At 64.7% G+C, this 18,175-nt stretch carries 26 protein-coding genes and 1 riboswitch; of the genes, 17 read left to right on the top strand and 9 right to left on the bottom strand.

The window, feature by feature from the left end; all coding sequences use genetic code 11:
* Positions 1-192: 192 nt before the first annotated feature.
* Complete coding sequence (locus XH92_RS04970; RefSeq protein WP_194458237.1) at positions 193-1,221, top strand: cytochrome-c peroxidase; 1,029 nt, start codon at positions 193-195, stop codon at positions 1,219-1,221.
* Positions 1,222-1,251: 30 nt separating this feature from the next.
* Here the strand turns inward: XH92_RS04970 and XH92_RS04975 are convergent, their stop codons facing one another.
* A complete protein-coding gene (locus XH92_RS04975; protein WP_194458238.1) occupies positions 1,252-1,392 on the bottom strand; it encodes a hypothetical protein in 141 nt (46 codons plus the stop codon).
* Between the two features lie 349 nt (positions 1,393-1,741).
* Between XH92_RS04975 and XH92_RS04980 the strand changes: the two genes are divergently transcribed.
* Positions 1,742-2,725: a hypothetical protein gene (locus XH92_RS04980; protein WP_194458239.1), complete on the top strand. Its 984-nt coding sequence runs from the start codon at positions 1,742-1,744 to the stop codon at positions 2,723-2,725.
* A 20-nt stretch (positions 2,726-2,745) separates the two neighbouring features.
* Here the strand turns inward: XH92_RS04980 and XH92_RS04985 are convergent, their stop codons facing one another.
* Positions 2,746-3,111 (bottom strand): methylamine utilization protein, encoded by a 366-nt coding sequence (locus XH92_RS04985; protein ID WP_194458240.1) that lies wholly within the window; start codon positions 3,109-3,111, stop codon positions 2,746-2,748.
* Between the two features lie 214 nt (positions 3,112-3,325).
* Here XH92_RS04985 and XH92_RS04990 point away from each other — a divergent pair, with 214 nt between their 5' ends.
* Positions 3,326-6,235, top strand: a complete 2,910-nt coding sequence (locus XH92_RS04990; protein ID WP_194458241.1) for an EAL domain-containing protein — start codon at positions 3,326-3,328, stop codon at positions 6,233-6,235.
* Positions 6,236-6,356: 121 nt separating this feature from the next.
* Here the strand turns inward: XH92_RS04990 and XH92_RS04995 are convergent, their stop codons facing one another.
* Both XH92_RS04995 and XH92_RS05000 read right to left on the bottom strand, forming a co-directional pair.
* Positions 6,357-6,905 carry a sigma-70 family RNA polymerase sigma factor gene (locus tag XH92_RS04995; protein WP_016847265.1) on the bottom strand — a complete coding sequence of 183 codons (549 nt, stop codon included), beginning with the start codon at positions 6,903-6,905 and terminating at the stop codon, positions 6,357-6,359.
* On the bottom strand, positions 6,905-7,108 hold the full coding sequence (locus tag XH92_RS05000; RefSeq protein WP_018269610.1) for a NepR family anti-sigma factor: 204 nt from the start codon (positions 7,106-7,108) through the stop codon (positions 6,905-6,907). The genes XH92_RS04995 and XH92_RS05000 overlap by 1 nt, the downstream gene beginning before the upstream one ends.
* Positions 7,109-7,374: 266 nt before the next feature.
* On the opposite strand from XH92_RS05000, the gene XH92_RS05005 reads away from it, so the two are divergent.
* A complete protein-coding gene (locus XH92_RS05005; RefSeq protein ID WP_016847263.1) occupies positions 7,375-8,187 on the top strand; it encodes a response regulator in 813 nt (270 codons plus the stop codon).
* Positions 8,188-8,265: 78 nt separating this feature from the next.
* Here the strand turns inward: XH92_RS05005 and XH92_RS05010 are convergent, their stop codons facing one another.
* Entirely contained in the window at positions 8,266-9,477 is a 1,212-nt protein-coding gene (locus tag XH92_RS05010; protein WP_194458242.1) for a cytochrome P450, read from the bottom strand.
* Positions 9,478-9,611: 134 nt separating this feature from the next.
* Between XH92_RS05010 and XH92_RS05015 the strand changes: the two genes are divergently transcribed.
* The 3 genes from XH92_RS05015 (at position 9,612) to XH92_RS05025 (ending at position 11,545) form a co-directional block, all read left to right on the top strand.
* Positions 9,612-10,337, top strand: coding sequence for a TetR/AcrR family transcriptional regulator (locus tag XH92_RS05015; protein ID WP_194458243.1), 726 nt, complete (start codon positions 9,612-9,614; stop codon positions 10,335-10,337).
* Between the two features lie 121 nt (positions 10,338-10,458).
* The gene (locus XH92_RS05020; protein WP_194458244.1) at positions 10,459-11,340 is read left to right on the top strand and encodes a DMT family transporter; all 882 of its coding nucleotides are present in this window, start codon (positions 10,459-10,461) and stop codon (positions 11,338-11,340) included.
* A 64-nt stretch (positions 11,341-11,404) separates the two neighbouring features.
* Positions 11,405-11,545, top strand: coding sequence for a hypothetical protein (locus XH92_RS05025; protein ID WP_158231282.1), 141 nt, complete (start codon positions 11,405-11,407; stop codon positions 11,543-11,545).
* A gap of 26 nt (positions 11,546-11,571) precedes the next feature.
* Here the strand turns inward: XH92_RS05025 and XH92_RS05030 are convergent, their stop codons facing one another.
* The gene (locus XH92_RS05030) at positions 11,572-11,814 is read right to left on the bottom strand and encodes a hypothetical protein (RefSeq protein WP_194458245.1); all 243 of its coding nucleotides are present in this window, start codon (positions 11,812-11,814) and stop codon (positions 11,572-11,574) included.
* 178 nt (positions 11,815-11,992) lie between these two features.
* Between XH92_RS05030 and XH92_RS05035 the strand changes: the two genes are divergently transcribed.
* The 4 genes from XH92_RS05035 to crcB all read left to right on the top strand — a co-directional run bounded on the left by XH92_RS05035 (position 11,993) and on the right by crcB (position 13,074).
* Positions 11,993-12,169, top strand: a complete 177-nt coding sequence (locus XH92_RS05035; RefSeq protein WP_194458246.1) for a hypothetical protein — start codon at positions 11,993-11,995, stop codon at positions 12,167-12,169.
* 37 nt (positions 12,170-12,206) lie between these two features.
* Entirely contained in the window at positions 12,207-12,329 is a 123-nt protein-coding gene (locus XH92_RS43570) for a hypothetical protein (protein WP_256437579.1), read from the top strand.
* A gap of 57 nt (positions 12,330-12,386) precedes the next feature.
* Positions 12,387-12,447, top strand: a riboswitch (Fluoride riboswitch).
* Between the two features lie 70 nt (positions 12,448-12,517).
* Positions 12,518-12,691 (top strand): hypothetical protein, encoded by a 174-nt coding sequence (locus XH92_RS05045; RefSeq protein ID WP_194461716.1) that lies wholly within the window; start codon positions 12,518-12,520, stop codon positions 12,689-12,691.
* The gene (gene crcB / locus XH92_RS05050; RefSeq protein WP_194458248.1) at positions 12,688-13,074 is read left to right on the top strand and encodes a fluoride efflux transporter CrcB; all 387 of its coding nucleotides are present in this window, start codon (positions 12,688-12,690) and stop codon (positions 13,072-13,074) included. The genes XH92_RS05045 and crcB overlap by 4 nt, the downstream gene beginning before the upstream one ends.
* 171 nt (positions 13,075-13,245) lie before the next feature.
* On the opposite strand, the gene XH92_RS05055 is transcribed toward crcB, so the two are convergent.
* Positions 13,246-13,500 (bottom strand): hypothetical protein, encoded by a 255-nt coding sequence (locus XH92_RS05055; protein ID WP_194458249.1) that lies wholly within the window; start codon positions 13,498-13,500, stop codon positions 13,246-13,248.
* A 195-nt stretch (positions 13,501-13,695) separates the two neighbouring features.
* Between XH92_RS05055 and XH92_RS05060 the strand changes: the two genes are divergently transcribed.
* The 6 genes from XH92_RS05060 to XH92_RS05085 all read left to right on the top strand — a co-directional run bounded on the left by XH92_RS05060 (position 13,696) and on the right by XH92_RS05085 (position 16,974).
* Positions 13,696-13,917: a hypothetical protein gene (locus tag XH92_RS05060; protein ID WP_194458250.1), complete on the top strand. Its 222-nt coding sequence runs from the start codon at positions 13,696-13,698 to the stop codon at positions 13,915-13,917.
* An 82-nt stretch (positions 13,918-13,999) separates the two neighbouring features.
* The gene (locus tag XH92_RS05065; RefSeq protein ID WP_194458251.1) at positions 14,000-14,680 is read left to right on the top strand and encodes a transglutaminase family protein; all 681 of its coding nucleotides are present in this window, start codon (positions 14,000-14,002) and stop codon (positions 14,678-14,680) included.
* 38 nt (positions 14,681-14,718) lie between these two features.
* Entirely contained in the window at positions 14,719-15,645 is a 927-nt protein-coding gene (locus tag XH92_RS05070) for a DMT family transporter (protein ID WP_194458252.1), read from the top strand.
* An 84-nt stretch (positions 15,646-15,729) separates the two neighbouring features.
* Positions 15,730-15,912, top strand: coding sequence for a hypothetical protein (locus XH92_RS05075; RefSeq protein WP_016842983.1), 183 nt, complete (start codon positions 15,730-15,732; stop codon positions 15,910-15,912).
* A gap of 137 nt (positions 15,913-16,049) precedes the next feature.
* Positions 16,050-16,223, top strand: a complete 174-nt coding sequence (locus tag XH92_RS05080) for a hypothetical protein (RefSeq protein ID WP_194458253.1) — start codon at positions 16,050-16,052, stop codon at positions 16,221-16,223.
* A 358-nt stretch (positions 16,224-16,581) separates the two neighbouring features.
* Positions 16,582-16,974 carry a hypothetical protein gene (locus XH92_RS05085; RefSeq protein WP_194458254.1) on the top strand — a complete coding sequence of 131 codons (393 nt, stop codon included), beginning with the start codon at positions 16,582-16,584 and terminating at the stop codon, positions 16,972-16,974.
* Between the two features lie 181 nt (positions 16,975-17,155).
* On the opposite strand, the gene XH92_RS05090 is transcribed toward XH92_RS05085, so the two are convergent.
* Positions 17,156-17,605 carry a hypothetical protein gene (locus XH92_RS05090; RefSeq protein ID WP_194458255.1) on the bottom strand — a complete coding sequence of 150 codons (450 nt, stop codon included), beginning with the start codon at positions 17,603-17,605 and terminating at the stop codon, positions 17,156-17,158.
* 141 nt (positions 17,606-17,746) lie between these two features.
* Positions 17,747-18,118, bottom strand: coding sequence for a YqjD family protein (locus XH92_RS05095; RefSeq protein ID WP_194458256.1), 372 nt, complete (start codon positions 18,116-18,118; stop codon positions 17,747-17,749).
* Between the last annotated feature and the right edge of the window lie 57 nt (positions 18,119-18,175).

Consider the following 18,175-nt stretch of genomic DNA (forward strand, 5'->3'; position numbering starts at 1 on the left):
TCGCAGCCGCCTCTGGTTGTGTCGCTCTGTCGCTGCGCGGATTGATCGAAATCAGGCACGCCGGACGACGCTCGTGTCATCTGTGATCATCTGTGACGAAATCCGGCACCCGTAATACCTCGCAACCGACCGTTAAAACTTCGTTGAACATGCTTAGGCATATACCGAGCAGGATACCGTCTGAGGACCCCGATGAGGCTTTGGGTCAGCCTGACCTTGCTCGCGGCAGTTTTGCCGGTAGGGCTGTCGCTTGCCTTGACCCCGGCGACGGTGCCGAGCGCCCCTGCGACAATCCGTGCCAGCTATCGCCGTCCGGACGTCATCCCCTTCCCGAGCAGCAATCCCTATTCGGAGGCGAAATCCGCGCTCGGGCAGATGCTGTTCTTCGATCCCTTGCTGTCGCGGTCAAAGACGCACGCCTGCGCGAGCTGCCACAAGCCGAGCCTGTCATGGGCCGACGGCCTGCCGCGCGCCATCGGTGAGGATCCGAAGGGCCTGCCGATCCGCTCGCCGACATTGATCGACGTGGCGTTCTTCGAGCCGCTGGGATGGGACGGCAAGTTCAAGGATCTCGAATCCGTTGCGTTCGGGCCGATCCTGAGCCCGATGAACCTGAACATGACCGAACCGGAATTGATCGCACGTCTTGCGGCGATCCCCGGCTATGTCGACGCATTCACCCACGCGTTCGGAGACGGCGCCATCACGCGGCCGCGGATCGAGCAGTCGCTGGCGACCTTCGAGCGCTCCATCGTTGCGGGCGAGGCGCCGTTCGACCGCTGGATCAAGGGCGACGAGAGCGCGATCAGCGCATCAGCCAAGCAGGGCTTTGAGCTCTTCAACGGCAAGGGACGCTGTTCGTCCTGCCACAGCGGCCCGTCCTTCTCCGACGGATCCTTCCAGGATATCGGCACCGCCAAGGGCCACGACATCGGGCGCGGCCGGTTCTTTCCGACCTCGGCGAAGCTGAAATATGCGTTCAAGACCCCGACATTGCGCGACGTCGCGCGCCGCGCGCCCTACATGCACGACGGATCGGTCGCAACGCTGGAAGATGTCATCGAGCTCTACAACAAAGGCGGGATCGAGCGGCCGAGCCGGTCGCCCGACATCAAGCCGTTGTCTCTGACTTCTGGCGAGAAGAAGGACCTGATCGCCTTCCTGCAAACTTTGACCGCAACGGCTCCGCCGGTGGCGGGGGTCCCCAAATTGCCGCGCTGATCGCAGCACAGGGATGAGAAGGGGCGTTCGTCAGACGAGGTGCGGCAGTGCGGCCCCAAGCAGGCCGAGACCGACCACCAGGAACGCGCCCGCGCACGTCTCGAGCGCCGCCGTGCGTGACGGGGACGATTTCGTCACATAGGCGAGGGCCGACCCCACCCCGATACTCACGACACTCAACATTCCGAACATCTAACCGGCCTCCCGATCCGATCTGTTCGGCTTCACTACGACAGTTGAATTGAGCTCCCGTGCCGGAATTAGCTAAAATTCGATGGAACTGGCCGGAAAACGCCGCACCGAGGGGCGGGCCGGGGCCCACCCGCCGCGATTAACCACAATGCAACCAGCGGATGTCTTGGGCAGGCGCAAACCATAAAATTTGATATAAGTTAAACAAGTCCTTAAGCGTGCAAGTCCTTAAGTCTGTGTGTGGGCGGTTGGTTCGATGTTTAGTGGGCGGGAGCGAGAAGCCGGCTCGGCTGTGCGCTCCTTTTTCGCCACGTGCTTTGCAGCGGTTTTGTTTTGCGTCACAGCCGCGCGCAGTGCCGAGGCACATGTCAAATGGTTTTGCGCGTACGATGTCGCCGGTCAGCCCCGCGGACTCGAGAATGTCCTTTGCCTCGACTTTGAACTGCTGCTCGGTGTTGCCGTCTTCTGGCTGTTTGCGGGCTGCCTGATCGAGCCGACATCGCTCGGCGATGCGACCATTCGCGTGCTGGACCGCATCACCGAGCAGCTGCGGCTGCACACCGAGACGATGATGCGCGCGGTCTGCGCGTTCTTCTTCATCTCGATCTGGGCCGTGGGCGGGATCCTGCTGACGCCCGAATTGAAGACGTCGTCACCGCTGGTGGGCGCGCTGCAGCTCGGCATCGCCGCCGGCATGCTGTCGCGGCGCACGCTGCCGCTGTCGGCGGTGGGGATGGCGATCCTGTTCGGCATCGGCGTTCGCGACTACGGTGTCTTCCATCTTGCCGATTACCCGATTTTTCTCGGTGTTGCCGCCTATTTTGCGCTTATCGGGCTGAACAAGGATCTGTTCGGAATCCGCCCGATCGACGTGATGCGGTACGCCGCCTCGGTCACGCTGATGTGGGCCTCGATCGAAAAATGGGCCTATCCGGAATGGAGCTACCCGCTCCTGATCGAGCATGCCGGGATGACCCTCGGCTTCGACAACGAGTTCTACATGCGCGCCGCGGGCATGGTGGAATTCACGCTCGCCTTTGCCCTGATCTGGACGCCGTTGATCCGGCGCTGCGCCGCCACCGTGCTGACGGGGATGTTCATCAGCGCTTGCTTTGAATTCGGCAAGATCGACACCATCGGCCACTCGGCGATCATTGCCGTGCTGTTTGCGATCCTCGCCGACAACAAGGTGCTGCCGCGCGATCGTCGCGCGCCATGGCTCGCCCCGGTCGCGCTCTGTGCCGCGCTGTCGCTGACGTTGTTCGTCTACTATTTCGGCCATGCCGCGATCTTCAAGACCTCGGTCCTTTAGATCGTCGATGCCTGGGGGGACTATTTGGCGACGTGGACCGCCAGCTTCATCTTCGGATGAATGCCGCACAACACGGTGTAATCGCCGGGCACCGAAAAGGTGACGTCGAACTTGCTGCCCGGCTGCTGGTCGCCCGAGTCGAAACTGAACGTATCGGTGCTCAAATAAGCGTGATGAAGCAGCTCGCCGTCATCGTTAATGAATCGTAAAGCCTCGCCGCGCTTGATCGAGATCTCGGCGGGCTTGAATTCACGATCCTTCTGCGAAATGACATAGGGAGCCGCACCCAAAGCGGCGCCGGCTAGCGCTCCCGTGACAATCGCGGCCAATAAAGGCACGCGGCCGGACCGGCCGAGGCGCAGGATGCGCAACAAGCCTGACTTCATGAGACCCCCGCTTGGAATTTCAACACCGGCTACTCTAGGGTGCAAATGATGCGTCCCGGGTTACCTGCAAGGGTGATTATCGCCAGCTGATCTTAACGATTTCAGCATGAGTTGCAGTCACTACTAAAGCAATTTTGAGCAGACAGTCATTTTTCCGCAAGCGCTGCGCGTTTCTGCGTAGCTTGAACATCGAGCACTACGGCGAAACGCGGGTATGGATAGCCTATTAGGCAACCTCAAGGTCAAGGGCGGTGCGGCCTTTCGGTTCGCAACCGGCGGCCTGTCGCGTCTTGCCCTGACCACGGGTTCGATCCGCACCCAGATTCTGATTTTTTGCCTCGCGATGAGCGCGATTGCCGTCGCGCTCGGCGGATACTCGATCCTTGGTATCCGCCATGCCGGCGATCTGGTGGCCAAGACGTTCGACGAATCCCTGATGTCGATCAATTACGCCCGCGCGGCCGGTGCTGACTTCGCCTCGATGCGGGTCACCTCGTCGCAGCGTCTTTTGACCACGGATCCGGAAATTCGGGCCAGCCTCGACAGCCAGATCGAAAAGCTCGCCAAGACGCTTTCGGAAGATCTGACGATCGCGGCCGACCGGTCGCAGTCCTCGCGGGCCGCGCAAGCCGCGGCAAAGGTTCAGGAGGCCGCCGACGCCTGGATGGCGCTGCATCGCCGCGCGATCGGTGCGTCGCTCGAGGGAAGTCCGGCGGCCGATCCGCGCGCATCGGAGACGACGGTCGGCGATCTCGATCGCTATTCCAAGATCGTCAGCCAGCAGGTCGAGCTCCTGGTCAACTATACCGCCGGCGACGGCTTTCTGTTCCGGCAGAAGGCGCTCTCGACGATCAAGCGGGATTTGCAGCTCAACATCGCCGGGCTAACCGTCGCGCTGATCCTGTCGGCGCTGTTCTCGTGGTTGCTGGCGCGCCGGATCATCGGGCCCGTGGCCATCGCATCGCGGGCTGCGCGCAGCATCGCCGGCGGCGACCTCGACGCGACCGTGCCCAAGGGCGGCACCGACGAGCTCGGCACGCTGCTGACCGCCATGGAAACCATGCGCGACAACATCAGGCGGATGGTCGATCAGGAGGTGTCGCAACGCCGCTCGGCGCAGGCGCGGCTCTCCGATGCGCTCGAAACGTCGCGCGAAGGCGTCGTGCTGCTCGATTCGGATGGCCAGATCGCGCTGGCCAACTCGCGCGCCAGCGAATTCATTCGTTTGTCGCCGCAGCTTCTGCAGTCGGATCGGCTCGATGCCCCCAGCCTCGCGCCGGCCGACGGCGGGCTCGATGGCTTCGCGAGCGAGGCGCAGCTTTCCGACGGACGCTGGCTGCGCGTCAGCCGCAGCGAGACGCAGGAGGGCGGCGTCGTCCTCGTCTACAGCGACATCTCCGCGTTGAAGCAGCAGAAGGCCGAGCTGCATGAAACCAATCTGCGGCTCGATGCGGCGCTCACGCACATGTCGCAAGGGCTGTGCCTCTACAACAGCGAGGCGCGGCTGCAGGTCGCCAACCGCAGGTTCTGCGAGATCTTCGACATTTCGCCGGAGCTCGTCGTTCCCGCAATGACCATGGAGGACGTGCTCGGGCTGAGCGTCGCCGCCGGCAATCATGGTGAACGGACCGTTGCCGACCTGCTGGCGGAACGCGAGCGATCGATGGCCCAGCACGAGGGCAACTATCTGCAGCATCTGGCCGATGGACGGATCATTGCGATCGCGCAGCGGCCGACAACCGACGGCGGCTGGCTCGTCACCTGCGAGGACGTCACCGAGCAGCAGCGCGCCGAGTCGCAGATCGCGTTCATGGCCCGGCACGACGCCTTGACCAAGCTGCCGAACCGGACGTTGCTGGCGGAACGGATCGAGCTCGCGGTCGCTCAGGTCGGACGCGGTTCCGGCTTCGCGGTGTTCTGCCTCGATCTCGACAATTTCAAGCAGGTCAACGACACGCTCGGCCATCCGGTCGGTGACGAACTGCTGTGTGCGGTCGCGGACCGGCTCAACGCCTGCGTCCGCGAGATCGATACCGTCGCGCGTCTTGGCGGCGACGAGTTCGCAGTCATCCAGTGCGGCGTGCAGGGCGGCGAGGAGGCCGAACGCCTCGCCCGCCGCATCGTGGAATGCGTCGGCGCCCCCTACGAGCTGAACGGACATCGCGTCGTGGTCGGGTGCAGCGTCGGCATCTCGATGTCGCCGGGCGACGGCACCACCGGCGAGAAGCTGCTGAAGAACGCCGACGTCGCGCTGTACCGCGCCAAGATGGAAGGCCGGGGCACCTGGCGTTTCTTCGAGCCCGCGATGGACGCCAGCCTGCAGCGTCGCCGCGCGATCGAGCTCGACCTTCGCGAGGCGATGGCCAAGGACGAGTTCTCGCTGTACTACCAGCCGCTTTACGATCTCCATCTCGACCGCATCTGCGGCTTCGAGGCGCTGCTGCGCTGGCACCATCCGAAACGGGGATTGGTGTCGCCGGACCAGTTCATCCCGATCGCCGAAGAGATCGGCCTGATCGGTCCGCTGGGAGAATGGGTGCTCAATCGCGCCTGCGAGCAGGCCGTTACCTGGCCCAGCGAGATGAAGCTCGCGGTCAACGTCTCGGCGGTCCAGTTTCGTGATCCCGACTTCATCGACGTCGTCGTCAACGCGCTGGCGGCGTCGAAATTGTCGCCGCGCCGGCTCGAGCTCGAAATCACCGAGTCCGTCTTCCTCGCCAACAGCAGCGAGACGCTTGCGACGCTGCACAAGCTGAAGGCGCAGGGGCTGCGCATTGCGCTGGACGATTTCGGCACCGGCTATTCGTCGCTGAGCTATCTGCGCAGTTTTCCGTTCGACAAGCTCAAGATCGACAAATCCTTCGTGCGCGACGCGACGGCGACGCATGGCTCGAAGTCGATCGTGCGCGCCGTCATCAGCCTTGGCAGAAGCCTCGGCATGACCACGATCGCCGAAGGCATCGAGACCGTCGAGCAGCTGGACCACATGCGGGCCGAGGGCTGCAACGAGGCCCAGGGCTTCCTGTTCAGTCATCCGGTGCCGGTGACCGAGATCGCGGCCAAGATCCTCGAATTGAGAAGCGGCTTCAAGCCGGCCGCCGTCAGGCAGGCGATGGCGGGCTGATGGCGCGGCCGTCGCGCAACGCGCCAGGACAACACTCCAGGCTCACGACGACCGATTGAGATCGCCGAACGAAAAAGGCGGCCCGATGGGGGCCGCCTTTCGAATCTGGCATCGCGCCTGGCTATCCGCCATTGCCGCCGATCACGGCGCGCACGGTGTTGTCGGGACCGAAATCCTCGGCGCTGTCGACATAGAGCAGCGCGGAGAGCTTCGAACGCGCGCGGTTGACGCGGCTCTTGATGGTGCCGACCGCGCAGCCGCAGATCGCCGCGGCATCCTCGTAGGAGAAGCCGGAGGCACCAACCAGGATCAACGCCTCGCGCTGGTCCTGCGGCAACTTTTCGAGCGCCGCGCGGAATTCCTCGAACTCCAGATGCGCAGCCTGCGACGGCTGGCTCTTCAGCGTCTTGGCATAATTGCCCTCGGCGTCTTCCACCTCGCGCCGTCGCTTCCGGTAGTCGGAGCGAAACAGGTTGCGCAGGATTGTGAACAACCACGCGGGCAGGTTGGAGCCGGGCTGGAACGAGTCGATGTTGGCGATCGCGCGCAGCAGGGTCTCCTGCACCAGATCGTCGGCGCGGTCACCATTACCGGACAACGAGATCGCGAACGCGCGCAGGCTCGGGACCGACGCAAGGATATCGTCGCGAAGTTCATTCGTGAGAGGCATTAGTCCCCTCCATTGTTCTTGTCGGTATCGCCCCCGGCCACGGCTGCCGCGGCAGCCTCGGGTCCGTCGAGTTTGCGGATCAGCTCCGCAAAGCGGTCGGGCACCCCCTGCCGCACCACATCGTCGTACATGGCGCGCAACTGGTGGCCGATTCTCGATTGAATCTCGGCGTTGAGACCGCCCTGCTTCTTTACTTCCTTCATGATCTGATCCACGCTTCCCCGGGAGTTAAGTCTCTGATTTCCAAGATGTTTCCTCGAAAAAAGAGGCTGGCCGCGTTGCCTCGTCGGTCAGGAGCTAATGCAAAGTTGCGCATAAAGTTCCGGAAGACTGGAACTATTTCGCGGAACTTTTCCGGCTTTCGCGCGTAGTCGGGCATGCAGGGGAACCGGGGTTGCCCCAAATTGGTACGCCGCCCCAGATTACGGGTTTCAGGCCGGTTGGCCTCACGAACAAGGATGGAGTGGGAATGTCCCGATCGCAGATCGTTGCCGAACACCTTCCGCTGTTGCGCCGTTATGCTCGCGCACTGACCGGAAACCAGGCGTCCGGGGACGCCTATGTCGGGGCCATGCTCGAGGCCCTGCTGCAGGACGGGTCGTTGCTGGACCAGACGCATGGTCCGCGCGCCGGCCTGTTCCGGCTGTTCACCCAGATCTGGAATTCAGTGTCGGTGAACAACAACGACAATGCCGACGTGGCGACGCTCTCGCTGCCGCCAGAGCGCCGGCTCTCCAACATCACGCCGCTGCCTCGCCAGGCCTTCCTGCTGCTGTCGCTGGAAGGCTTCTCGGAGGAGGAGGTCGGCTACATCCTCGGCACCGATATCGCCGAGACGCGCAAGCTGACCGATGCCGCCGGCCGCGAGATGGCCGCCGAGATCGCCACCGATGTGCTGATCATCGAGGACGAGACCTTCATCGCCATGGACCTCGAGAGCCTGGTGAAGAATCTCGGCCACAACGTCATCGGCGTTGCGCGCACGCATTCCGATGCGGTGGCGCTCGCCAAGAACAAGAAGCCCGGCCTGATCCTCGCCGACATCCAGCTCGCCGACGGTTCGTCCGGTCTCGACGCGGTCAACGAGCTGCTACGCACCTTCGAGGTGCCGGTGGTGTTCATCACGGCCTATCCCGAACGCTTCCTGACCGGCGAACGGCCTGAGCCGGCGTTCCTGATCTCGAAGCCGTTCCAGCCGGCGATGGTGTCGGCGGTGGCGAGCCAGGCGCTGTTCTTCCAGCGCAACTCGCGCAACCGCACGCCGCGCGCGGCGTCGGCATGACCTGAGTTTACGCAAGAGGGCAAAGTGCAAGCCGGCGTATCGAAAGGTACGCCGGCTTTTTCTTGAGGGATCTCGAAGCTACTTCGGTGTGACGTTGACCGGCAGCGTGCTGAGCGCCCGCAGCCCCGAGCTGTCGCGGAAGGCTGTGGGGCCTGCAATGTCGAATTGCTTGACGCGGCCGGCGAGCGCTGCGATCACGGCCTCCGCCTCCAGCCGCGCCACCATCTGTCCGACACAGCCGTGGATGCCGACGCCGAAGCCCATGTGTCCGGACAGCCGCCGCCTGATGTCGAACTGGTCGGCGTGCTCCCAGCGCGCGTCGTCGCGGTTGGCGGAGGCGAGCAGCAGCAGCACCTTCTCGTGCTTGCCGATCCTGACGCCGGCGATCTCGGTGTCGTGCGGCGTGGTGCGGAATACGAACGGTGCCGGTGAATCGAAGCGCAGCGTCTCGTCGAACGCCGCGCGCGCCAGCGACGGGTCGGCTGCGAGCAATGCCCATTGCTCCGGATGGCGCGCGAGCGTGTACAGCGCCATGCCGATCGCGCTGATCGTGGTGTCGAGCCCGGCCGAGAGCAGCGAGCGCACCAGGAGCGGAGCTTCCTCGGCGCCGATCTCGCCGGTGTCGGCCGCTTCATAGACCTGCGCGCCAAAGCTGCCCGGCCGCAGCGCCTCGCGCTGGCAGCGCGCCGCGACCCACGGCAGTACGCGCGGCGCCTCGTTCATCAGGTTGCGGAAATAGTCGTTCTCGGGCCCGAAGCCGGCGAACACCATCGCGCCATAGGTCAGGAAATTCTCGCGGCCCTCCTGGTCGATGCCGAGCGCGTCGGGAAACACGCTGACCGGAAGCACCTCCGCGATGTCCTTGATGGCGTCGAACGATCCGCGTTCGACCAGCCCGTCGATCAGCCGCGCAGCCGTTGCCTTGAAATCATCGGCGAGCCGCCGCATCGCGCCGGGCGAGAGGATCCGCGCCAGCACCGCGCGGGTCCGCGTATGCAGCGGCGGATCGGCTTCCAGCACGATGCTCGGCGGCCGCCACGGCTTCTCCTTGAAGTGGTTGGCAAGCCCGGCGCCGCCGGCGTTGCTGAAATTGACGTGGTCACCGAAGATCGTCTTGACCTCGGCAAAGCGCGGCACTGCCCAGATGTCATACCTGGTCAGGCGGACGACCGGCGCCGCGGCGCGCAGCTCCGCATAGGTGCCGTAGGGATCGGCCCGCGTCGCCGCGCTGAACGGATCGAAATCGCTGCGGACAATCTCGCCGGCGAGGGGGCTCGCAGGGGCGCTCATTGCATCCTCCCGTCTTGTGATCAGTTAATTGACCATAGTCAATTAACTGCGGTATGGCAAGAGGAGCCTCGTTTCGATTCCATCGGACCGGAAAACCCTCTAGGACACGGCCAGGAGACGGCCAAGAGAAGGCGATGTCGATCGAGGAGCGATCCAGCAAGGGAGCGCGGCGCTTTCAGCGCAGGGCGCGCCAGGAGGCCGACAAGGAGGCGCTGAAGGCGCTGATCCTCGAGACCGCGCGGAAGGAGTTCGCCGCCGGTACGCTCGAGACCGTCTCGATCCAGAAGATCGCCGACGCGATCGGCTATTCGAAGGGCACCGTCCTCAAATATTATCCGACCAAGCTGCTGCTGCTGCTCGCGGTGAAGCAGCAGAACCTCGAAGCGGTCGCCGAGCAGCTCGAGCGGGTCCGTGCCCAGACGGCCGACAGCGATCTGCGGCTGCGCCGGGTGATGGAAACCTATCTCGACTATTGGGCCGACAATCCCGATCACTTCCGTTCGCTGTTCTCGATGTCCGGCACGCTCGAGGACCGCCGGTTTCCCGACGGCGTCTATTTCGGCGAGACCGAGATCGCGCGCCGCAGCTACGAATTGTTCGTGATGTCGGTGCGGGAATATCTTGCCGCGCATGGCGCCGAGCCGGCATCCGGCCTGCCGCCGCGGCTGGCGACTGCGCTGCTTGCGGCCACCCACGGCGTGGTCGCGCTGACGCTCGGCACGCCCACCATGAAGCTGCCCGACATGCGCGGCACCGGCCGCCTCCTGATCGCGAGCTTGATCGATGCCTGGACGAGCAGGCTTGCCGCCGCGCGGAAGAGCGAGGGCTGGCCGCGGGTCGGGGTCGCCACCTTTGCCTGACGGCGCTATCCGAAGACACAGCCGGCCATTCGCGCCTGCCGCGCGCCGCTGCATGCGCAACGCGGTGCGGCATGCGTGCCGCGAAGTGGAATCGCCTGGCTCCGCCTGCTAAGCGCGGCCCATGGATACGACGCAACGCGACCGAACGATCGGCTTCCTCTGCCTGGTGGTGACGGCCTTCGGCTGGGCCCTGAACTGGCCGCTGATGAAGCTGCTGCTGCAGCAATGGCCGCCGCTGTTCGCCCGCGGGCTCGCCGGGACCTGCGCGGCGGTGATCCTGGGCACGCTGGCGCTGGCCCGCGGCCAGTCGCTCGCGGTGCCGCGCGAGGCGGTCCCAAGGCTGCTATTCGCCTCGTTCACCAATGTCTTCGCCTGGATGGGTTTTGGCACCATCGCGATGAAATTCGTCACGGTCGGCGAGGGCGCGCTGCTCGCCTACACCATGCCGATCTGGGCGATGCTGTTCGCCTGGCCGGTGCTGCACAGCCGCCCGACGCTGCGGGATCTGGCGGCGCTGGTGCTCGGCGTCGCCGGCGTTGCGATGCTGCTCGGCGGCAATGGCTTTTCGTTCAGCACCGGCAAGCTCACCGGCATCGCGCTCGCGCTGGCCTGCGCCATCCTGTTCGCGCTCGGCAACGTGCTGAACCGCAAGCCGCTGCCGATGCCGCCGCTTGCGGTGGTCGCCTGGCAGGTCGGCATCGGCTGTCTGGTGATGCTGCTGCTCGGCATTCTGTTCGAGCAGCCGAACTATGCCGCCATCACGCCGTTCGGCCTCGGCTGCTTCGCCTACATGACGCTGATGCCGATGGGCATCTGCTATCTCACCTGGTTCGAGACGCTGCGCCGCCTGCCGCCGACATCGGCGTCGACAGGCATGCTGCTGGTGCCGGTGATCGGCGTGATTTCGGCGGCGATCATCCTCGGCGAGCCGCTGGGCCTGCGCGAGATCGGCGCCATGGCGCTGACGCTCGGCGGCGTGACCCTGGCGCTGCAGCGGGCCTGAGCGCGCGCGCGTCGGACGGAACCGGTGTTCGCGGCACGCGTTCTCCTGAAAAGGGAGCTTGGCCATGCGCAAGGCGATCGCGCGGCTTGATGCGGAGCAGAAGGCGCAGCTGCTTTATCTCGCAGATCTCGGCACGGCGATGTTCACGTCGGCGCTCGTGGTCTGCACCCTGAAGGCGGTCGTGGACCTCTTCGTCGGCGGCTGAACCGTTACATCAGCGCCAGCCCGCCGTTACTTGTCTTCCGGCGCGTCCGTCTGCGTGTGCCCTTCGGGCCCTCGATTGAACACCCCGTAATCGCTGGATTTCACTCCCGCCGCCCCGTCGATGCCGACGCCGGACAGGCCCAGCTTGAGCAGCTCGCGGACCGCCGCGGCGCGGGTCGGCATACGATGCTTGAATCGGAAATCGTCGAGGGCAGCCAGTTCCTCAGGGGAAAGCATGACTTGAAGACGTTCAGCGCGAAGCTCATTCATCGCAAATCGCCCAGAATTAGTTAGTTGAGTAGTTTGCTAAACGAACCAATTTGCGTGGGGTTCCACAGACTCAGATAAAAACGTTGATTGAGTATATTTACCAAGCAAAATCAATAACTTAATTGGAAAATTGCGGAACGATCCGGCTGCCCCTCCGTTGTCTGGCGGGAGTACCGCCATGACCAACGACATCAAGCTGCCCCGCAAGCTGTCCGAGGAACCGGAAGCCCCGAAGCCGCAGCGTCCGAGCCACGCGCAGGTCATCGATCAACTGGACCGCTGGGCCAACAGTCCCGGTCTGCAACCGCCAAGGATGAGTGATGGAGAGGATAATTCGGAAGCGGAAGCGATCTGAGCCCCACACGTTCGAGCAGCGCCTTGAGGAGCATCGCGTGCGGCTCGAGAGCCAGCTCGCGGAATTGCCGCGCGGCGCCAAGCGCGAACAGATCGTCGCTCGGATCGAGCAGTTGCGCACCGCCGTCGAGCTGAACGCGATGCTGTCGATGCACGAGTGAACCGACACCGGCGCGGGACGCCCACTTGCTCCCGTCGCTGCGCTCGCCTACCATCCCTCCGTTGATGGGGATGGAGTCCCCCGATAACCGCCGCAAGGCTGATGACTCCTACCGGGCGCGACAGCGTCGGTAGGAGCATGCGCCACCGCCGACCCGCAGTGCGCCCCGCGAACGAGAAGGGGCAGAGCATGACGGGTCTTCCTGATTCACTCTCAATCGCATTGTCGCTGGTCGGGTCGATCTGGCTCGTCGGTGTCGTCGCTCTGCTGGTCGACGCCCCGGGCGAGCTGGTCGCCGCGACTTTTGTCGTTGGGACGCTGGTCGGCATCGCCGAGTGGCGGGCAGGAAGGGTGAGAAGTTGAACGTTCAATTGTTGGCGGCGGTCGCGATCGGCGGTTCGCTGGGATCGGTCGCGCGCTATCTGGTGGCGATCGGCGCGGGGCGCCTGGTCGGCGCCGAATTTCCCTGGGGCACGCTGGTGATCAATATCGTGGGCTCGTTCCTGATCGGCGTGTTTGCGGAGTCCTTCGCGCTGACCTGGAATGTCAGCCAGGCAATGCGGGTGTTTCTCACCGTCGGCATTTGCGGCGGCTTCACCACCTTCTCGACCTTTTCGCTCGACGCGATCGTGCTGATGCAGCGCGGCGAGCTATGGCCGGCTGCCGCCTACATCGCGGCCTCCGTCGTGCTCTCGATCCTGGCGCTGTTCGGCGGCCTGCTGCTGGTGCGCGCGTTCGCGAGCTAATGGTCAGCTACGCGTTCCCCCTTCCGTCATCCTGAGGAGCGCGGAACGCGCGTCTCGAAGGATGCACGGCCCGGCCGGTGGCCGTCGACCCTTCGAGGCTCGCTTTGCTCGCACCTCCAGCGACAAAGGCGAAGCGTTTGCGCGGGGGTGACGGGTCAATCTCTCCAGACGCTAATCGGTCGGATGGCGGCCGGTGCGCGGATTGATCGGCGACGTCGGCCGCCGCCGTAGCGCTTCGGGCAGGAACGCCTCGTCGCTCCTCGGTGAGGGGTCCGCGCGGACGTCGGCGGCCCATTGCGCGCGCTCATGGGGCGTCTGGTTGTCGTGGAAGGTCCGTTTCACGTCGACCCCGCCGACCGGGTCGTTGACGCCATTCCGGCTGGCGGGATGGTCGACGCCGTTGTGGATGTCACTGGAGTTGCCCATCGCGGCCTCCGCGTTCGGTTGATCCGGATCGTCCCGGACCAACGTGGCCCGCGCGAGCGCCGTTCCAAACAAGGCCCGTTCCAAAAAAGTGAAGGGCCCGAGGTATCGCTTGCCGCCGGAATCCTTGGCGCGCCGGGGACCAGCCGGTAGGATGGAACCCGGATCGAGGCCAGGGACCAAGGAAAGACTGAGGGAATGAAGCATGTCGACGTCGCGGTGATTGCTGCCACGCTGTGGCTGCTGGCGTCGATGGTGCTGGACATCCTGACGCCGAAATCGATCACCGCGCTGATGATCGCCGCCGCGCTCGCCCCGCCGTTCCTGATCGGGATCGGCATCCATTTCGCGCGCGAATATTTCAAGGCGAAGCGGCGCAGCTACCCACCGCCGCAACTGGATGAACACTTCAAGAACTGAACGGCGAGAACCGAACGGCAGCTCTGCAATGCGGCTGCACGCGCTGCATTGAACTGCGCAGATGGCTTGCTAAGCTTGCACCATGACCGAGCATCTCCCCAAGACGATCAGCCGCCTCTACACCGACCCCGGCGAATATGTCGACAGCGATCATCCCGCTGTCGAGGCGTTCGCCCGCGCCGCTGTCCCATCCGACGCCGGCGCCCGCGACATTGCGAGCCGGCTCTACACCGCGGTGCGCGACGGCATCCGCTACAACCCCTATGTCAGCATGCGCTCGGCGGAGAGCTACCGGGCTTCCAGCGTGCTCGCCGCCGGCAACGGCTACTGCGTCGGCAAGGCGGCGCTCTATGCCGCGGCCTGCCGGGTCCACGGCATCCCGGCCCGGGTCGGCTTCGCCGATGTCCGCAATCATCTCACCACCGAGAAGCTGCGCCAGAGCATGGGCTCGGATCTGTTCACCTGGCACGGCTTCACCGAAGTGTTCGTCGACGGCGCCTGGCGCAAGGCGACCCCGACCTTCAACGACACGCTGTGCGCCAAGCTTGGCGTCAAGCCGCTCGATTTCGACGGTCATTCGGACGCGCTGCTGCACCCCTTCGACGGCGCGGGGCGCGCCTACATGCAGTACGTCAACGACCACGGCACCTATCACGACGTCCCCGCCAAATTCCTGATGCGCGAGATGGCGCGCGAATATGCCAACATGCAGGGCGAGGACATGACCGGCCGCGACATGGAGCGCGAGGCGGCGGAGCAGTAGCGGGGGCGTGCCTGCGCACCGGCTGAGGGGGCGGTGTCATGGATGCGGAGCTGCCGAAAGGCCAGGCCGGCCGCCCGGCCACGGGCTGGGAAGACACGATCGCACTGACCGGCTTCATCCTGGTCGCGGTCGGACAGGCCTCCAACCAGGTGCTGGCGCGCGGCCTTGCCGGCTCGGTGCCGCCGTTCTCGCTGGCCTTCTTCCGCTGGAGCATTATCGCCATTGGTCTCGCGCCGTTCGCGATCGCGGCTGTCCGGGACGGCAAGATCCCGCTGGCGCAGAATTTTTGGCCGATCCTCGCCGCGGGCTTCCTCGGCATGTTCCTGTGCGGCGGTCCGGTCTACATCGCCGGCATCACGACAACGGCGATCCATATCGCGCTGATCTTCGCGCTGTCGCCGATCATGGTGCTCTTGATCTCGGCCGCGCTCGGCATCGAGCATATCGGTCCGCTGCAATGGCTCGGCACGGCGCTGGCGCTCGCCGGCGCGCTTTTGATCGTCTCGGGCGGCCATCTCGACACGCTGACGCAGTCGAGCGCGGCCTGGGGTGATCTCCTGGTGGTCTGCGCGATGCTCGGCTGGTCCGGCTACACGCTGGTGCAGTCGCGCGTCGCGCCGCGCGCCTCGCTGCTGGCGCGGGTCAGCCTGTTCTCGGCGGCCGGCGCGCTGTGCTCGTTGCCGCCCGCGCTGCAGGAAATGTGGACGACGCCGGCCGCGGTGTTCAACGCCAGGGCGTTCGAGGCCTATGTCTTCGCCGGCCTCGTGCCCGGCCTGATCGCCTATGCCGGCTTCGCCTGGCTCGGCGCACGGTTCGGCTCGGTGCGGACGTCGCTGGTGCTCTACGTCGCGCCGATCGCGAGCGCCTTACTGTCCTGGATCATCCTCGGCGAGCCGCCGAAGCTGATCCATCTGGTCGGCGGCCTTTTGATCCTCGGCGGCGTCTGGGCGAGCCTGCGCAAATAGATCCGGTTCCTTCCCAGGGTGCAACCTTTTCCGGCCTCGTGCGTTGAATCCATCGTCGATTCAAGAGCTTAATTGGAGTGTCGGATGAATTTGACTCCCCAGCAGCGCAAGGACCGTGATGCGCAGCGTCAGCAAGACGCATCGCAGGCGATGAAGGAGCATCGCGCCAACGAGAAGGCGTTCTACGACAACTTCCAGCGCCTCAAGGCCGAGCGGCAGGCGCGCGAAGCCGCGGAGTCACGGAAGGCGCAATCCGCTTCGAAATAAGCGCCGGGAGCCATACCCACCATCCGGATTGCCCGGATCTGACAGATCGAGAAGGAGCGGAGCTAAGGGGCGAGCACGGCGCAAGCGGGCTCGCCCCGATGACGAGATGAGATCTCCAGGCTTATGGAGGACGTCAGATGCATTTTGCCGATCAGAAAACGGTCACCTGCAAATGCGGTGAGCCCTTGAGCGAATTGATGCTCGTCGACGACCGGACAACCGGGATCAAGTTTCATGTCGGTCGTTGCCCGTCTTGCCGTGAAGTGACGGTTGTTCGATCCCAGGACATGCCATCGAACGACAATGCCTGAAGCAGGCGGTCCTCTCGCTGGCATGGAGGACCGTCCCTTTGGCTTCGGGCTTTCAATCGCGATCAGTGAGTCACAGGGCCGCCTGACGCATGGTCGCGGCACATCAAAGTTCGCGGCACATCAAAAAAGAGCAGGGCGCGACCGGCATCACCACGGTCGCGCCCTACGTCGCCGGTCAATGGGGCAGGGGGAATATCCGGCTCTTGCAATGACTCGCAGACCCCCGGACTCGTTCCGCGCGAATCAAAATATTTTCGTACACGGTTAAGTGATGTCCGGGCGCGAGAACCCCACAGGTTTCGTTCGCGTTGTGTCCGTGATCGCCAACGGGAATTTCCATGGGGCGAGGGACATCACCATGTCAAAGATTCAAAAGGGAATTTTCGCTGCGTTGGCGGTTGGACTGACGCTCGGCGCGGTCCAGTTGGCATCCGGCCACGATCTCATTGGCGGGCAGCAGATCACCACCGCATTGGCGCCGGAGAGCGCCGTCAATCGCGCCGCCAAGACCGACCGTGCCACGGTTCCGGCAAGCGGCCTGGCGAGCCGGACCGTCGCGCTGAAGGTCGACCGGCTGCCCGATACGTCGGTCCTGGTCCGCGTTCCCGTGGCGCGGGAAGAGGCCCGCAATCACCCCGCAGCGCCCGCCCGCGCGCGGCCCGGCGACACCCGCAAGGTGGCCTGCGAGCCCGTGGTCAGCGTCCTGACCGAAGTCGCCAAGCTGCTGCAACCCGGCCGCTGCGTGACCTGAGAACGGGCCCGCTCCGCGATCTCAACAAGCACCGCTGTCATCGCCCGGCTCGACCGGGCGATCCAGTACGCCGCGGCCCATCGGCTCAATCACAATCGTCTCTGGAATACTGGATCGCCCGGTCAAGCCGGGCGATGACGACGGTTGGGCGGTGCTGGCTTCGCGTCCCGAGGGAGAACAACTATTCCTCTTCCTCCGGCTCGCTACTGCCGGCGGCACTGCGGCTGGCCATCAGGCCGAGCGCGAGGCCGCCGACCGCCAGGATCGGGATCAGCCGCTTCACGCCGATGGCGCGGACGATCTGCAAGCCGGTGGCGATCAGAGCGGGGTCGGCGAGCATCGTCGCCGCGGCGGATTTCGCGGCCTTTGCCGCCTTCTCGGCGCGCCTCTGCATCTCGCGCTTGCGTGCCGTGTAGACGGCGACGGCGATCAGCGTGACGACCAGGAATACCGCGGCGCCGGACAGGCATGCCTCCACCGGACCGTAGTGCTGCAGCACGTAGACGAAGGCGGCCGCGCACAGGAAGGCGATGGTGATGAACAGCGCGATCGCGGCAGCGGCCGCAAGCGACGTCAGCCGCAGCGCGCTGCCGGTGGATTGCTTGACGTCATCGATCAGCCGCTGAAGCATTGCCAAACCTTGTCCTGAGCCTTGCCTTGAAAAGCGCATCGACAAACGAGGTGGTGGCGCGCCAGCGCTGCCATCGCGTCCAGAACAGTGGTTTGCGCGTGACCGTCATCGCGGGCCTGCTCCGCCGTAGCTGGTCGGTGCCTAGCGCCGCCAGGTGACGCCGATCAAAAAGCCGAGGCCGAGCGCCAGGCCGACGGTTGCCAGCGGCCGCTGCGTGATCACCTCTTCGAGCGATTCCTCGATCGAGGATGCCGCCTCCTGCGCCGCGCCCATCATCGCGCTGCCGCGCTCCGTCACGTCGTCGAGCGCGTCTTCCGCGTTGGCGCGCGCATCCTTGTAGCGGCGGCGGGCCTGCTTGCTTGCGTTGTTGGCAAACGAGTTGAGCGCGTCGGTGATCTGTTCGGTGAGGGCGGCGATATCGTTCTTCACGGCAGTGACATCCTTTTCGAGGCGTTCGTAGGTCGCTTTGTCCGTCATGTTCTTGATCCCAAATGCGCTGTCCGTGCTCGACATCGAAAGCTCCCGGATAATTCGCGTTGCAGGAAAAACGCCTCCGATCAGGCAAAGTTC

Source organism: Bradyrhizobium sp. CCBAU 53421, from assembly GCF_015291625.1.
GTDB lineage: Bacteria > Pseudomonadota > Alphaproteobacteria > Rhizobiales > Xanthobacteraceae > Bradyrhizobium.